Raw genomic sequence first — 15,922 nt, 5'->3', positions numbered from 1 at the left:
TCTATCATCTTCATATGCCATCTTGATTTTTAGGGACATTTACTGAATATCCCTAGAAATCAGTTATTTTTCTTTTTTAACCGCAACTCATACAAATCTTGACGACGATCTTTCAGATTGCGGACACTTCCATAAGTATGCAGTTCATTCAATAAATCCAAATCAACATCTGAAATCAATATCATTTCGGTATTCGGAGTTGCTTCTGCCCGTTTCCCGTCATTCGGGAAAGCAAAATCACAAGGAGTAAATACCCCTGATTGAGCATACTGTATATCCATATTATGCACTCTCGGAAGATTTCCTACGCTTCCGGCAATCGCAACAAAACATTCGTTTTCTATCGCCCGGGCTTGAGCACATACTCTCACTCGGGAATATCCCGTCTGCGTATCCGTAAGGAAAGGCACAAACAGAATCTGCATTCCTTGGTCAGCCATTAAACGGGACAATTCGGGAAATTCGACATCGTAGCATATCAATATACCTATACGTGCACAATCTGTCTCAAAAGTCTTCACCATGCTACCACCGGTCAACCCCCAACTCTTGATTTCATCCGGAGTAATATGCACTTTTTCATACATATCGTAACTCCCGTCTCTCCGGCACAGAAATCCGACATTATACAGGCCATCTTCTTTAATTAACGGCATACTTCCGGTAATTATATTTATATTATAACTGATAGCCAGATTGATAAACCTGTCGCGAATCTCATTGGTATATTGCGCCAAAGAACGAATAGCTTCCGATTCTCCCAAATGATTGAACTTTGCCATCAACGGTGCATTGAAATATTCGGGGAATAATACAAAATCGCTTTTGTAATCCGATACGGCATCCACAAAAAACTCGACTTGTTCAAAAACATCATCTATGCTCTTATAGGGACGCATCTGCCACTGTACCAAACCTATTCGCACATTAGTTTTCGTTACTTTAAAGTCTTGAGTCGGCGGAGTATAATAAATATTATCCCATTGCAGTAAAGTGGCATAATGTTTTGACTCCTCATCATTAGGCAAGTAATTTGTCATTACCTTGCGCACATGAAAATCATTCGAGAGCTGAAAAGTCAGTACAGGGTCATAAATCTCTTTCATTTTGACTTTCTGGATATACTCTTTCGGACGCATATCCGCAGCATATTTATGGTAATTCGGAATACGGCCTCCGAACATGATCGCTTTCAAATTAAGCCGTTCGCACAATTCTTTGCGATAATCATACATACGACGTCCTAAACGCAACCCTCGATAGTCGGGATGGATAAATACTTCTATCCCGTATAAAATATTTCCGTTAGGATTATGAGTGTCAAAAGTCTCGTTTCCGGTAACCCTTGCATACGTATGATCGTTTTTTACCAAATCATAATCAACGATTATAGAAAGAGCACATCCGACGATTTTCTCATCGACAACCGTTACAAACTGCCCTTCCGGAAAAATAGCGATCAGTTTTTCAATCTGCTGGTGAGTCCAAAAAACATCCGATCCGTCAGAGTAAACCCTACGGAACGACTGAGACAATTGAGTATAATCTGAAATCTGTAAATTGCGAATTTCTACCTTATTGATCTTGTGGGAAAGTTCCATATCAAAGATTTTAAAAAAACGAACGCAAAGATATGAATTTGTCTGTCAAAAAAAGATATCTTTTTCATTCTCTTTTTAGAGCGAGAAACCTCCATGATAATTTCTTTGAAAGATATACTGACAAGTAAAAACGGAAAAAAGGCTGAAAGAAAACAAAAAAATGACTTGATAATATTTTTTGTCGGAAAATTTAGACAAGCTATTAGACTCTAACCTAACTTTTAGTCCGGAATATCCGCGATATTTTGTAACTTTGCAAAGAATGTCTTTTTAATAAAACCGAAAAAAAGAATATGAACCCGCACAAATACTCCGATGTAATCACCTCTACCGTAGAACAGCTATCGGAATACGAGTCTTTCAAGACTCTATGCCATCAACATCATGACGGAGAACCGATGCCTTCAGAAAAAGTTTTACACGAAATTATCGAATTGTGCAGGTCTTTGATTTTTCCGGGCTATTTCGGACATTCTACAATCAACCGTCGTACAATTTCATATTATGTCGGTGTAGGTACAGAACGTTTGTTCGAACTATTGACCGAACAGATACTGGCAGGTCTTTGTTTCGCTTGCGACCGCAAAAAATACACCAGTCTTGAAAATATGCGGGAATCGGCAAACGAGAAATCGGCAGAGTTTATCAAATCCCTGCCCGAACTACGCCGTCTGCTGGCTACCGATGTGATCGCTGCTTATAACGGAGATCCGGCAGCGGAGAGTTACGGAGAAGTCATATTTTGTTACCCTGCAATACGGGCTATCAGCAATTACCGCATTGCTCACTGTCTTATTCAATTGGGAGTACCGCTTATTCCTCGAATGATTTCCGAAATGGCTCATTCCGAAACAGGTATAGATATACATCCGGCCGCTACAATCGGAGAATATTTCACTATCGATCACGGAACGGGAGTCGTTATCGGAGCAACTGCAATTATAGGCAATAACGTGAAAATTTATCAAGGGGTAACTCTCGGTGCAAAAAGTTTCCCTCTTGACGAAAACGGGAATCCGATCAAAGGTATTCCCCGACATCCGATTATCGGGAACAATGTCATTATTTACTCCAATGCCTCTATTTTAGGCCGCATTACAATCGGAGAAGGCGCTACGATCGGCGGTAACATCTGGGTTACGGAAAACGTTGAACCCGGAGCTCGCATTTTACAACAAAAAGCAGAAAAATAAATACGCAAATATAAAGTTTTATCAGGGTGAAAAACGAGAAATTTGAAATTATCGCTAAAACATTGCAAGGGTTAGAGGATATTCTGGCTCAAGAAATTGCCGAACTGGGCGGAGAAGATATCGAAATCGGCAAACGCATGGTATCTTTCAAGGGGGATAAACAGCTTTTATATAAAACGAATTTATGTTGTCGGACGGCATTGCGTGTTCTCAAACCGATTTTCTCATTCACAGCATCCGATACAGATGAGGTTTATGAAAAAATCAAGTCTTTCGACTGGCATCAATATCTGTCTCCCGAACAAACATTCTCTATCGAATCTGTCGTTTTTTCGGAAGAATTTAAACATTCGAAGTTCGTCACCTATCGTGCTAAAGATGCCATCGCCGACTTTTTCATGGAAAAAACAGGTAAACGCCCGTCGGTCCGGCTCAACAATGCCGATCTCATATTGAACCTGCATATTGCGCACAACACCTGCACTCTATCTCTCGACAGTTCCGGAGAATCACTACACAAAAGAGGATACAGAGTCGCACAAACCGAAGCTCCCATTAATGAAGTTTTGGCAGCCGGCCTTATTCTTAAATCGGGATGGAAAGGTGAAAAAAATTTCATAGACCCCATGTGCGGTTCAGGAACGATCTTGATCGAAGCCGCCCTGATCGCAACAAATACAGCACCGGGAATCTATCGGAAAGACTTCGCATTCGAACGGTGGAACGATTACGATGAAGAGCTTTTTGACTCTCTTTATAATGATGACAGCAACGAAAAAGAATTTAATTTCAAGATTTACGGTTCTGACATTTCACCCAAAGCTATTGCTATCGCCCGAGAAAATATAAAAAGCGCCGGAATGGCTAAGTATATCGATCTGCAGGTAAAACCTTTTCAACAATATACCGAAGCACCCGAAAACGGAATATTGATAACAAATCCTCCTTACGGAGAACGCATCTCGTCAAAAGACCTGTTGGGATTATATGAAATGATAGGTTCTCAGCTTAAACACGTATTCAAAGGCTATGATGCTTGGATTATCAGTTATCACGACGAATGTTTCAATAAAATAGGCCTGAAACCCGCTATTTGCATAAATATGATGAACGGTTCATTAGAATGCGAATACCGGAAATACGAAATTTTCGAAGGTAAATATAACGACTTCAAACGCGAGACAGGAGGATTCAAGGAAAAAAAGAAAGACAGTGAATCTACCGAGTTCAAGAAACGGGAATATCGCTTCAAAGAAAGGAACAATGAAAAGGCAGAAAAGCGTTTACCTTATCGAGACAAAGAACCTTTCACCAAAACAGAGACCCGTTTCAGAAAGAAAAAAGACGATTTCGAGAAACTGCCGGAAAATAAGAGAGAATGGAAAGACAGCAGCATTCCCGAATGGCATGGAGAAGAAGCCGTGAAAAAGTTCGTCACATTCAGACAGCCCTCTATCGGCCGCACTCCTTCTGAAGATAATCGTCCCGGTTGGAAAAAGCTTCGAGACAAGAACCTTGCACGGAAAGAAAAAGAACAGATGAAAAAATCACGTAAAAGGAATTATCCTGATAAGTAACAAACAAAAATGATTTATTGAATGAAACTCCGTTTTTTATTTATATTAGCAATCACTCAATTTATGGCTGTATCGGCTCAACTTAAAGAATTTTCACTCGATAACCTGATGCCCGGAGGCAAAACTTACGCTCGATTCGTGCCGAAAAATATAAAGCAACTACAATTTCTCGGAGAAAATTATATTTATCAAAAAGGTGATTCTATAATGATCGTAAAACCGGGAAATCATAAAGAAAAGGTTCTTGTTACCGTAAAGGATATAAACCGGTTTATTGCGGAAAAAGGGCTGAAACCTGTCGGATCGATGCCCAGAATATCAGTGTGGGAAGACGGAAAAGAAAACGGAATATCGTTTTTACATGACAAGCATTTTATCCATTTATCTGCCGACGGCAGCTCTATCGAACAGCTTTATCCATTGGAAAAAGGAGACACCGATTTCGACTTTGACCCGCACAAACGCCAATATGCCCTGACCAATGAGAACGGACTATATATTATATCGCCAAACGGAGACCGGATAACCGTAGGTAAAGATTTGAACGGCTATATTTCGATGGGTGCAAATAATGTACACCGGAATGAATTCGGGATCAAGAAAGGTACTTTTTGGTCTCCGAAAGGAAATGCTCTTGCATTTTACCGGATGAATGAAACCATGGTAGGCGACTATCCATTAGTAGATATTTCGGCAAGAGAAGCTAAATTGAAAAATATCAAATACCCGATGGCAGGCATGCGGAGTCACGAAGTAACAGTCGGTGTTTTTCGTCTTTCAGACAGAAATACCGTATATCTGCATACAGGAACTCCTAAAGACCGTTATTTTACTAATATAACATGGTCGCCCGATGAAAAAGAAATTTATATACAAGAATTGAACCGCCGTCAAGACACTTGCCTTGTCAAAGCATATGATGCTGCTTCAGGAAAGCATCTCCGCACTTTGTTTACCGAAACAAATGAAAAATATGTAGAACCGGAAAATCCGCTGATTTTCATTCCCGGAAAACCCGAATTATTTATTTACACTTCCCGAAAAGACGGTTACCGGCATCTATATCTTTACGACACATCGGGAAAAATGATCCGGCAAATCACTCGGGGAGAATGGGAAGTCCTTTCGGCAGAAATAGATCCGACAGGAAAATACTTATATATCACCTCTACCGAAGCATCTCCTCTGGAAGTGAATTTATACCGGGTAACCCTCTCAAACGGAAAACGGGAAAGACTGACTCCTGCAAACGGCGTACACACCCCCCTGATGAGCAAATCGGGACGATATATGATAGACCGTTACAGTAACCATAATACTCCCCGCATGATCGATTTCTCCGATCTGAAAACAGGTAAAACAAAAAATCTATTATGTGCGCCCGACCCTTATGACGGTTATGCAATGCCGGATATAAAGTGCGGGACAATAAAGGCGGCGGACGGAGAAACAGACTTATATTACCGTCTTACACAACCGGCAAAAATCGAAACCGGTAAGAAATACCCTGTCATCGTATATGTGTATGGAGGCCCTCACGTCCAACAAGTTCGGGATGGCTGGAAGTGGGATGCCAGAGGCTGGGATATTTATATGGCAAATCGGGGATATATTATCTTTACAATAGATGGAAGAGGATCGGCAAACCGGGGATCGGCATTCGAAAATGTTACTCATCGGCAGCTTGGAAAGATTGAACTGCAAGATCAGATGGAAGGTATAAAATGGCTGAAATCTCTACCGTATGTCGATGAAAACAGAATCGGTGTACACGGATGGAGTTTCGGCGGATTTATGACCACAAATATGATGCTGAACAATCCCGAAACATTCAAAACCGGTGTTGCCGGAGGTCCTGTAATCGACTGGAAATATTATGAAATAATGTACGGTGAACGTTATATGGGATCACCTAAAGAGAATGCACAAGGATATAAAAACAGTAATTTGAACCGTATTGCAGGAAACCTTCAAGGACATTTATTGCTGATACACGGAGATCAAGATCCGGTAGTAGTCTGGCAACACAGCTTATCTTTTTTAAAAAGTTGTATTCAATCCGGTACATATCCCGACTACTTTGTATATCCGGGACACTTCCACAATGTATTGGGTCCTGACCGGGTACATTTATATGAAAAAATAACTCGGTATTTTGATGATTATTTAAAATAAACTAAGAAAAACAGACAATAATGAACATTTTGTTATTAGGATCAGGAGGCCGGGAAAACGCTCTGGCATGGAAAATAAAACAAAGTCCGAAAGTAAATAAACTATATATTGCCCCGGGCAATGCAGGAACAGCGTCGATCGGAATCAACATAGCTCTGTCGGCATCCGATTTTGACGGTATCCGTCAGTTTGTCCTCGACAATAACATAAATATGGTCGTAGTAGGACCTGAAGACCCATTGGTAAAAGGTATATACGATTATTTCAAAAACGATTCGGAATTAAATAAAATTCCGGTAATAGGACCATCAAAAGAGGGTGCACGACTCGAAGGGAGCAAAGACTTCGCCAAAGCATTTATGATGCGTCATCATATCCCCACCGCCCGCTATGCAAGTTTCACGGCCGAGCAGTATGACAAAGCATGCGCTTTTCTCGACACATTGGAAGCTCCGTACGTACTGAAAGCCGACGGATTGGCAGCCGGGAAAGGTGTACTGATCATTCCCGACTTGGACGAAGCGAAACGGGAACTGAAAGAAATGCTCGGCGGTATGTTCGGAGAAGCGAGCAGCACGGTTGTCATAGAAGAATTTTTATCCGGAATCGAATGCTCGGTTTTCGTCCTTTCCGATGGCAATTCTTATAAAATACTCCCTGAGGCGAAAGACTACAAACGGATCGGGGAAGGCGATACCGGATTGAATACGGGAGGTATGGGTGCGGTTTCTCCCGTACCGTTCGCTGATGCCGAATTTATGAAAAAAGTCGAAGACCGTATCGTAAAACCGACAATAGAAGGCCTGAAAGCCGAAAATATCGAATACAAAGGTTTTATATTCCTCGGTCTTATCAATGTGAAAAACGAACCGATGGTAATAGAGTATAACGTGCGAATGGGAGATCCCGAAACCGAAGCGGTAATGCTCCGTATAGCTTCCGATTTGGTCGAACTATTCGAAGGTGTAGCCGAAGGCAAACTATCCGAAAAAGAACTCCGAGTCGATCCTCGCTCCGCAGTAACGGTTATGCTCGTATCGGGAGGTTATCCGGGTAACTATGAAAAAGGGAAAATAATCACCGGAATCGACCGGATAAACGACAGTATCTTGTTCCACGCCGGGACAGCATTGAAAGACGGGAACATCGTCACGAACGGAGGTCGCGTTATCGCCGTAAGCTCTTATGGAAAAGATAAAAACGAAGCTCTTGCGACATCATTCAAGAATGCGGAAAAAATCTCTTTCGAAAAGAAATATTTCCGCCACGATATAGGTTTTGACCTTTAACATATATGAGGGAAGACAAGCTATACAATATTTCGGGCAGTGCTACCACCATTACATTCAGTGTGGTAGCTGCCTGCTTGTTATCTTTGATAGCTTACATCTTTTACGATCCGCAGGTATCCGGTACAGAAGGCTTGCTGTCTTTTTTGTTCAACAGAATACATACCGAGCATATCCGTATTATTATCAATCTGGGAGCAATCTTGATAAGCAGTTTATTACTCCTATGGATCAATAACATATATACGATCGTAAGAGCGCATTCATCGCTTCCTTTGCTGTTTTTCTTATTACTTGAATGTTCTAATCCCGAACTGACTTCAGAATTACGAATCGGCAATATTCTCGTACCGGTGATCTTATTGTCCATAGCACTTCTTTACAGTACATATCAAAATATTCGCCCGCAGAATCAAGCTTTTACCTTTTCCCTGCTTATTACAGCCGGTTTTCTGTTTTGGACACCGTTAATATTCTTTCTCCCGATATTCTGGATCGGATTATATCAGACCCGAGCATTAAATTCTAAAACATTTTTTGCGTCCATAATCGGAATTATTACGGTTATATGGCTCTTTTACGGAGGGCATTTCATTTGGAATTATCCGTTATCATTCGATAAAATATTCAAAACCGCCGGGACAATACATTGGCTACATGACGAAGGCGAATTTTCCCAGTTATTATATCTCTTACCGACAATCGCCATCGGATTCATTGCTGGCATAAGCAGCCTTTATAAGCATTACAGCGACAAAATATGTACTCGCGTTTACAACGAGTTTATCAATGTCTTATCTGTGTGTACAACAATATTCATCGGGTTGAATATTTCGGAGTTTTACAACTTCCTGCCTTTTTTAAATGTATATGTAGCAATACAAGCATCACACCTCTTCAATAACATTACCAACAAGGCAACGGTTTATTTGTTCTATACCATTATATTCATTTACCTATTATTCTATTTATGGATTTTATTGCAGGACTTAGTGAGTGGGGTTATATAGGGCTTTTCATAGCAGGTTTTCTTGCCGGAAGCATTCTTCCGTTTAGTTCAGAAGTCGTATTAGGCCTGCTGCTATATGCCGGATATAACGAGTGGGGATGTCTCGCTTCGGCAACTGCCGGAAATTGGCTGGGAGGAGTAACCTGCTATTATATAGGACGACTGGGAAAAGTCGAATGGATAGAGAAATATCTGCGCATTAAGAAATCGAGTTTGGATAAAACTCAAAAATTTTTGCAAGGGAAAGGAGCTCTGATGGCTTTTTTCGTCTTTCTTCCTGCCGGAGGAGATCTGATCATCGTCACATTAGGGCTTATGCGTGCCAATGTACTTATTACAAATTTATCGATGCTTGCAGGCAAATTCCTCCGTTATTACTGTGTTGCCAAAGGCATCGACTTCTTTATGTAGATTTTAAATGCCTGTCTAAATTTTACCCGGAGTCAACTTTGAAAAGCTCTTTATCAGAAAACTTGAACAACCTCTTACATCACTAAACAAAAAAAGATTTTTACAGAATATACATTGAAATAAAAAAAATTGTATCTTTGTCCACGTCAAAAAGAAATGCGGCAGTAGCTCAGTTGGTAGAGCATCAGCTTCCCAAGCTGAGGGTCGCGGGTTCGAGTCCCGTTTGCCGCTCTTGATAAACAGCTATTTGCATATTTTGTAAATAGCTGTTTTTTTCATTTTAGGGAACATTTTTTAATGTACTGAGCTATATAATAATATGGACTATTCGGTTATCTCAAAAAAATTATAGAGGCTATCTACTAAAACTGAATATTGATATTTCTTTTATATTTAAATATACAAACTAAAGCTTATCTTTTTTATTCCTATAATTAAATATTCATTTTTCAAATCCAATAATTATAACATTTTCTATTTACTTTCTCAAATATAATATTTTCATTACTTTAATATACTTATTTAATTAGATATATCGTGAAATACTAATACTCATACTAAACAAAATGCAACCTAACCAAATTTTACTTATACAAAAGCAAAATCCAAAAATGTAGTCTTTTTTAGAAATTATTTAAAAGAAAATAAATATCTTTGTTTAAATAACAATAATTATGGAGATAATTGCAAATATTATTATTCCTATTATAACATTTGGCTTAGGAATAGGTATAAATTGGAGGTATAATCGCAAAAACAAACATAGAGAATTATCCCTATATAGGGAATTAGTTATAAAATATTTAGACAATATTATTCCATTAATCTATCAACAAAAAATATCTATAAAAGATTTTATCTATCAAATTAGTATCTCCGATAAAACAGAAGCAGAAATCTTTAATTTTCAAGAATTACCTATATCTCTGATTAAAAATTTGCCAATAGAAAAATTATCTGAGGTATTTTTAATTAACCTATGCAGTAAAGATAGAAAAGAACTATCATCTATGTTTTATCTTTTTACTACCTCCTTAATTAAAATAGAAGAAAACCAAAAGAAGTTATTATCTACATACGAAATATATAAAAAAGAAATTTCAATATTAAGTCAAAGATTAGATGAAAATATTCCAAAAATCAAATTTATTCTAAGCAATTTTGATCATTACGACAAAACTATATCTTGGTATGAAACTAATATATTAAATTCTTTAAAGAATATATATAAAAAAATTGACTTTACAGATAAAACAGAAATAAGAAATCTTCACCAAAATATAAGCACCATATTATTAGCTTTCAAAAAACATAGAAATGATTATCATAAATTTCAAGAAATATCCGACAATCTATGTATTGCTTACAAGGATTTAGAAATATCTTATGATTTTTATTCGAAAAAAGCAATAAAAAATTGGTATTCAATTAAATAATATTCATTATTTCAATTTGTGAATTGAAATAATAATAAGAAACAAAAACCGCTACGCCAAAATAAGATCTATAATAAACAATATAGCGAGAATATACATCGTAAGGGTAATCTGCTTATATTTCCCACAGAACAACTTCAACAACACATAACAAAGCAATCCCAAAATGATACCGTTGGCTATCGAATAGGTCAGCAACATCATAATAATCGTAACAAAAGCCGGGAGAGCTTCTGAAATATCGGACAAATTTATCTTACCGATAGAATCCATCATAAATACACCGACTAAAACAAAAGCTCCGGTCGTAGCTGCTCCGGGTATCAATAGAAAAACAGGAGCAAAAAAGAGCGCCAGAATAAAAAGCAAACCGGTAATCAGAGAAGTAACGCCCGAACGCCCTCCTTCCGCAATACCCGAAGCACTTTCTACATAAGTCGTGACAGTAGAACTTCCTAACATCGAACTGATCGTAGTCCCGATAGCATCGGACATCATGGCTTCTTTCACATGGGGAATATGTCCATTTTTATCCATAATTCTTGTTTTCGTAGCAAGTCCGACCAAAGTTCCCAGCGTATCGAATATATTCATAAACAACAATGTGAAAATGATAATTGCCATATCTAAAGTAAAGAAGCCTTCAAAATCGAATCTACAAAATGTAGGGGCTATGGAATGAGGCATGGAAACGGGTATAAAATTTTCCGGTATCTCGGTAACACCTGACGGTATACCGGCAATCGTACACAAAAGAATGCTGTAAAACAGAGCGCCTTTTACCTTCTTTATCAATAACACGGCACTCAGCAATATTCCGAAAATAGCTAATAAAGATATAGGAGTAAAATGCCCTAATGCCACGAATGTCGAAGGGTTCGATTCTATAATGCCGGCATTCTTTAATCCTATAAAAGCGATAAACATTCCGATCCCGGCAGATATAGCGTGCCTGAGGTTCACCGGAATACTATTCAATATTATTTCTCTGACATTTAACAGTGTAATCAATATAAATATAAGTCCTTCTACAAACATCGCTGTCAATGCCGTTTCCCAAGAATAACCCATACCCTGCACTAAGGTAAAAGCAAAGAAAGCATTCAGCCCCATACCCGGAGCTTGGGCAAAAGGTAATTTTGCCATCCAAGCTAACAAAAGCGTAGCGATAGCGGCAGCAAGGGCTGTGGCGGTAAAGATTGCCCCTTTATCCATACCCGTAATGCTCAACATTGCCGGATTTACAGCCAAAATATAGCTCATTGTCAAAAAAGTCGTAATTCCTGCAATTATTTCTGTGCGTAGGTTCATCGTCTGCTTATTGAACCCGAATATTTTTTGTAACATACACAAAACAGTATCGTATTTATAATCGAATAATGAACTTATTATCCAAGTTACAAATGTAATAAAAGTATTACTCCTTATTTTAATTTTTAGATAAGAAGGTATATCGAACCAAAATATTCTCACTTAAAGAGATATTTTAAATTTTCCAAAAAAAATCAATATTCGAGAACATCGATTTAAAATTTTATATACATTTGTTGCATATTTATGGCGGTGTAGTGTAGTGGCCTAGCATGTAACATTCTCATTGTTGAGACCCGGGTTCGATTCCCGGCTCCGCTACAAAAAAAGAGATTATCGACAACGGTAATCTCTTTTTTATTCTGCCTTTCCCCAAAAAGGTGGGTGCACTTCTCCAGATAAAAACTCTGTTCTCGTAAAAACGTTAATTATTCCACTTTAGGGCCTATTTAAAGTTTAATCTGATCAAAAAGCGTATATTTGTAAAAACGGCAGAATATGGAAACAACAGACATAATAAAAGATTTAATCGCTGAAAACAGATTGGAAGAGGCTATCGAATTGCTCAATCGGCGTATCGAACAAAATGAGAAAGACGATGAGGCGTATTATTTGTTAGGTAATATTTTTAGAAAGAAAGGAGACTGGAAACAAGCGACTTTTTACTATTTAAGCGCTACGGAGATAAACCCCGAAAGTCCGGCCAAACAGGCTCAAGAGGTACTTGTCGACATCCAAAATTTCATGAATCCGGATTTTAATCCATAATTATAAAAAACGAGCTGCCCCACTTAAAAATGAGACAGCCCGCTTTCTTTCTACTACTCTTTATAATATTATCGCAACGGATGATATTCTACAAAAGCCTCTATCGCTTCGTATGAAGCCAAACCAAGACTGGTATATAAGTCTGCCGTTGCCTTATTCCGGTCTTCTGCCCGTTGCCAGAAAAGACGTTCGTCATCACCAAGGAACGGTGCACTTTCCATTTGCGACTGATGTTTCAAGATAGAATTTCGTTTTTGGCGTAATTCTTCCGGACTGATAGGTACAGCCATCTCAATATGGTCGATTTCCCATTCTGCCCATGCACCGCGATACATCCATATACGGCAATTCTTCATCCATTCCTCATCCTTGATATCGTCAATAGCCGCAAGAACCGCATCCAAACAAACACGATGAGTGCCATGAGGGTCGGCCAAGTCTCCGGCAACAAAAATCTGATCCGGCTTAATTTTTTCAAGAAGATCTTTGACAATATCTCTATCTACCTCGGTCAAATCTCCTTTTTTAATTGTTCCCGTTTCATAAAACGGCAAATTCAGGAAATGAACATTTTCCGGTTTCACACCGATATAATTACATGCAGTACGCGCTTCTCCCTGACGAATCAACGTTTTCAGATGGCGAATATCGGGTGTATCTATGTCCCCGTCCTTTTTCTCTTTTACAAATTTAGTTATTTCCGCATGTTTAGCCATAAATTCCGGAGTATCGAAGCAAAAATCTTTTGCGATTCCCCCCATAAGCATTACATAACGCATCATATCTTCGTCTCCGACTGCGATATTTCCCGATGTTTCATAAGCAACATGTACATCATGATGTTGATCTACCAGACGTTTTAATGTACCTCCCATAGAGATCACATCGTCATCAGGATGCGGGCTGAATACAATAACTTTCTTAGGATAAGGTTTCGCCCGTTCAGGTCGGAAAGTATCATCGGCATTCGGTTTTCCACCCGGCCACCCGGTAATAGTATGCTGCAAATCATTAAATATCTTGATATTTACATTATATGCCGAACCGAAAAGTGCCAACAATTCGCTCAAACCGTTATCATTATAGTCTTTATTCGTTAATTTCAAAATAGGTTTGCCCGTAATACGGCAAAGCCATACGATAGCCCGACGAATTAATTTATCGTCCCATTCGCAAGAAGTAACCAACCAAGGAGTACTTAAACGTGTCAGGTGTTCTGCTGAAGAAAGATCTAAAACGAATTTAGACTCTTTATGGGATTGCAGAAAACTTGCCGGAACGGTATCGGATGCAGGAGCTTCGATCGCTTGTCTCACATAGGGACTTATTGTCTCGCCCCAACCTACGACAATCACTTTTTTCGCACCCAAAAGAGTCGAAATACCCATCGTAATAGCACTATGAGGAACTGCCTCATTGGAGTGGAATAATTTTGCAAAATTGTGGCGAGATTCGCTACCTAACAACATCAAACGGGTAGAAGAATTGATTTGAGAACCCGGTTCGTTAAATGCCAGATTTCCGGAAGGTCCGAACTCCACTAATGTAAGATCAAGTCCGCCTAATTTTTCGATTTTCTTTTCATAATCTTTACAAAAATCGAAAATCGACTCCTTAGCAATAGTCCCATCCGGAGTATATACATTTTGAGGATCGATATCTATCAAATCGATCAATACTTCATGCAATAACTTCGATGTTCCGGGAGCATCTGCCTCTAATGGAAAAAACTCGCTGACATTGAATATAATAGTATTAGAGAAGCTTAAACCTTCATTTTGATGCATACGCACCAATTCGCGATATACACCATGAGTTCCGGCACCTGATCCTAATGCTAAAACACAAAAACGTCCCTCTTTCTCACGGGTACGCATTAAATCGGCAACTTCACGAGCTACTTGCAATGCTCCCTCTTCGGAGCTTTCATAAATTTCAGTAAATACTTTTTCAAAACGCGTAAGAGCGGTAAGTTCGAACGCATTATCCGGCCGATAGTAACGTTTCGGCGTTCTGTCTAATTTGATTTGAGAGCTTAAATTTGCTTTCATAGTATGGGGTTTATTAAATTTAGAATAACAAAGATATATATTATTACCCACAAAAAGTACATTCATTTTTATAAAGGTTGTGCCAAAAACAATAATTTGATACGATTTTACCTTATTGTATCGTTTTTAATAGTTAAATTTACGTACTTTTGAAACAAAGTTTGAATAAAACATGCAGAAAAGGACATATCAACAAATATAAATATACTATGAGACTAATTATTCAACCGAACTACGAAAACGTATCGCGTTGGGCAGCCAATTACGTTGCCGCCCGAATCAATGAGTTTAATCCGACAGAAGAAAAACCCTTTATCTTAGGTCTGCCGACCGGATCTTCTCCTTTGGGAATGTATCGGAATTTAATCGATTTGAACAAAAAAGGAGTCGTATCATTCAAAAATGTGATAACTTTCAATATGGACGAATATATCGGTCTCCCGAAAGATCATCCCGAAAGTTACCACTCTTTTATGTGGAATAATTTCTTCAACCATATCGATATTAAACCGGAAAATGTCAATATATTGAACGGAAATGCCGAAAATCCTGAAGAAGAATGTGCCCGATACGAAGAGAAAATAAAATCGTTAGGAGGTATAGACCTTTTCTTAGGAGGTATCGGTCCTGACGGGCATATAGCATTCAACGAGCCGGGATCTGCTCTTACATCGCGTACTCGTGTCAAGACTTTGACTCATGACACGATCATCGCAAACTCAAGGTTTTTCAATAATGATGTAAACTTAGTTCCGAAAACCGCTTTGACAGTAGGTGTCGGTACGGTAATGGACGCTAAAAGTGTCTTGATTATCGTCAACGGACACAACAAAGCTCGTGCATTGCGCCATGGTGTCGAAGGTGGTATCAGTCAAATGTGGACAATCAGTGCTCTGCAAATGCATCCTAAAAGCATTATTGTTTGTGATGATGCAGCTACTGACGAATTGAAAGTCGGAACATATAAATACTTTCTCGATATAGAAAAGAATAATTTAGACCCGGACTCTTTGCTCTAAATTAAAATAAACTAAATAATAAAAGAGAAGGGGCTGTCCAAAAAGTCGGATAGCCCCTTTTGCTATTGTTTATTTCGGTAAA

The 15,922-nt window shown here is 38.7% G+C and carries 12 protein-coding genes and 2 tRNA genes; 11 read left to right on the top strand and 3 right to left on the bottom strand.

Going from position 1 to position 15,922, the window contains the following annotated elements:
* Positions 1-59: 59 nt before the first annotated feature.
* On the bottom strand, positions 60-1,601 hold the full coding sequence (locus AC0UMU_RS12795) for a bifunctional GNAT family N-acetyltransferase/carbon-nitrogen hydrolase family protein (protein WP_009318319.1): 1,542 nt from the start codon (positions 1,599-1,601) through the stop codon (positions 60-62).
* A gap of 293 nt (positions 1,602-1,894) precedes the next feature.
* On the opposite strand from AC0UMU_RS12795, the gene AC0UMU_RS12790 reads away from it, so the two are divergent.
* From AC0UMU_RS12790 to AC0UMU_RS12755, 8 genes are all read left to right on the top strand, one after another.
* Positions 1,895-2,794, top strand: a complete 900-nt coding sequence (locus AC0UMU_RS12790; RefSeq protein WP_009318321.1) for a serine O-acetyltransferase — start codon at positions 1,895-1,897, stop codon at positions 2,792-2,794.
* A gap of 26 nt (positions 2,795-2,820) precedes the next feature.
* A complete protein-coding gene (locus tag AC0UMU_RS12785) occupies positions 2,821-4,371 on the top strand; it encodes a THUMP domain-containing class I SAM-dependent RNA methyltransferase (RefSeq protein WP_288640004.1) in 1,551 nt (516 codons plus the stop codon).
* A 21-nt stretch (positions 4,372-4,392) separates the two neighbouring features.
* Entirely contained in the window at positions 4,393-6,546 is a 2,154-nt protein-coding gene (locus AC0UMU_RS12780; protein ID WP_288640003.1) for a S9 family peptidase, read from the top strand.
* 20 nt (positions 6,547-6,566) lie between these two features.
* Entirely contained in the window at positions 6,567-7,835 is a 1,269-nt protein-coding gene (gene purD / locus AC0UMU_RS12775; protein WP_022390050.1) for a phosphoribosylamine--glycine ligase, read from the top strand.
* A gap of 5 nt (positions 7,836-7,840) precedes the next feature.
* A complete protein-coding gene (locus AC0UMU_RS12770) occupies positions 7,841-8,845 on the top strand; it encodes a hypothetical protein (protein ID WP_288640001.1) in 1,005 nt (334 codons plus the stop codon).
* Positions 8,806-9,255, top strand: a complete 450-nt coding sequence (locus AC0UMU_RS12765) for a YqaA family protein (protein WP_022390052.1) — start codon at positions 8,806-8,808, stop codon at positions 9,253-9,255. The genes AC0UMU_RS12770 and AC0UMU_RS12765 overlap by 40 nt, the downstream gene beginning before the upstream one ends.
* A 158-nt stretch (positions 9,256-9,413) precedes the next feature.
* Positions 9,414-9,486 (top strand) — tRNA-Gly (locus AC0UMU_RS12760).
* A gap of 443 nt (positions 9,487-9,929) precedes the next feature.
* On the top strand, positions 9,930-10,691 hold the full coding sequence (locus tag AC0UMU_RS12755; RefSeq protein ID WP_288639999.1) for a hypothetical protein: 762 nt from the start codon (positions 9,930-9,932) through the stop codon (positions 10,689-10,691).
* Positions 10,692-10,742: 51 nt separating this feature from the next.
* Here the strand turns inward: AC0UMU_RS12755 and AC0UMU_RS12750 are convergent, their stop codons facing one another.
* The gene (locus tag AC0UMU_RS12750) at positions 10,743-12,038 is read right to left on the bottom strand and encodes an NCS2 family permease (RefSeq protein ID WP_288639998.1); all 1,296 of its coding nucleotides are present in this window, start codon (positions 12,036-12,038) and stop codon (positions 10,743-10,745) included.
* A 212-nt stretch (positions 12,039-12,250) separates the two neighbouring features.
* Between AC0UMU_RS12750 and AC0UMU_RS12745 the strand changes: the two genes are divergently transcribed.
* Positions 12,251-12,323, top strand: a tRNA-Glu gene (locus AC0UMU_RS12745).
* A gap of 177 nt (positions 12,324-12,500) precedes the next feature.
* Complete coding sequence (locus AC0UMU_RS12740; RefSeq protein WP_195595498.1) at positions 12,501-12,770, top strand: tetratricopeptide repeat protein; 270 nt, start codon at positions 12,501-12,503, stop codon at positions 12,768-12,770.
* Positions 12,771-12,838: 68 nt separating this feature from the next.
* Here the strand turns inward: AC0UMU_RS12740 and AC0UMU_RS12735 are convergent, their stop codons facing one another.
* The gene (locus tag AC0UMU_RS12735; RefSeq protein WP_009318330.1) at positions 12,839-14,821 is read right to left on the bottom strand and encodes a glucosamine-6-phosphate deaminase; all 1,983 of its coding nucleotides are present in this window, start codon (positions 14,819-14,821) and stop codon (positions 12,839-12,841) included.
* A 209-nt stretch (positions 14,822-15,030) separates the two neighbouring features.
* Here AC0UMU_RS12735 and nagB point away from each other — a divergent pair, with 209 nt between their 5' ends.
* Complete coding sequence (nagB, locus tag AC0UMU_RS12730) at positions 15,031-15,840, top strand: glucosamine-6-phosphate deaminase (RefSeq protein ID WP_122337007.1); 810 nt, start codon at positions 15,031-15,033, stop codon at positions 15,838-15,840.
* Positions 15,841-15,922: the final 82 nt, after the last annotated feature.

It is taken from the genome of Coprobacter fastidiosus, from assembly GCF_982245605.1.
The sequence above is the reverse complement of the archived record's forward strand: the minus strand, read 5'-3'. Positions and strand labels throughout refer to the sequence as shown.

What these genes read in the sequence shown, in the direction of transcription:
- AC0UMU_RS12795 (WP_009318319.1), bottom strand. Translation starts at nt 1,601, where the DNA reads ATGGAACTTTCCCACAAGATCAATAAGGTAGAAATTCGCAATTTACAG.
- AC0UMU_RS12790 (WP_009318321.1), top strand. Translation starts at nt 1,895, where the DNA reads ATGAACCCGCACAAATACTCCGATGTAATCACCTCTACCGTAGAACAG.
- AC0UMU_RS12780 (WP_288640003.1), top strand. Translation starts at nt 4,393, where the DNA reads ATGAAACTCCGTTTTTTATTTATATTAGCAATCACTCAATTTATGGCT.
- purD (WP_022390050.1), top strand. Translation starts at nt 6,567, where the DNA reads ATGAACATTTTGTTATTAGGATCAGGAGGCCGGGAAAACGCTCTGGCA.
- AC0UMU_RS12770 (WP_288640001.1), top strand. Translation starts at nt 7,841, where the DNA reads ATGAGGGAAGACAAGCTATACAATATTTCGGGCAGTGCTACCACCATT.
- AC0UMU_RS12765 (WP_022390052.1), top strand. Translation starts at nt 8,806, where the DNA reads ATGGATTTTATTGCAGGACTTAGTGAGTGGGGTTATATAGGGCTTTTC.
- AC0UMU_RS12755 (WP_288639999.1), top strand. Translation starts at nt 9,930, where the DNA reads ATGGAGATAATTGCAAATATTATTATTCCTATTATAACATTTGGCTTA.
- AC0UMU_RS12750 (WP_288639998.1), bottom strand. Translation starts at nt 12,038, where the DNA reads ATGTTACAAAAAATATTCGGGTTCAATAAGCAGACGATGAACCTACGC.
- AC0UMU_RS12740 (WP_195595498.1), top strand. Translation starts at nt 12,501, where the DNA reads ATGGAAACAACAGACATAATAAAAGATTTAATCGCTGAAAACAGATTG.
- AC0UMU_RS12735 (WP_009318330.1), bottom strand. Translation starts at nt 14,821, where the DNA reads ATGAAAGCAAATTTAAGCTCTCAAATCAAATTAGACAGAACGCCGAAA.
- nagB (WP_122337007.1), top strand. Translation starts at nt 15,031, where the DNA reads ATGAGACTAATTATTCAACCGAACTACGAAAACGTATCGCGTTGGGCA.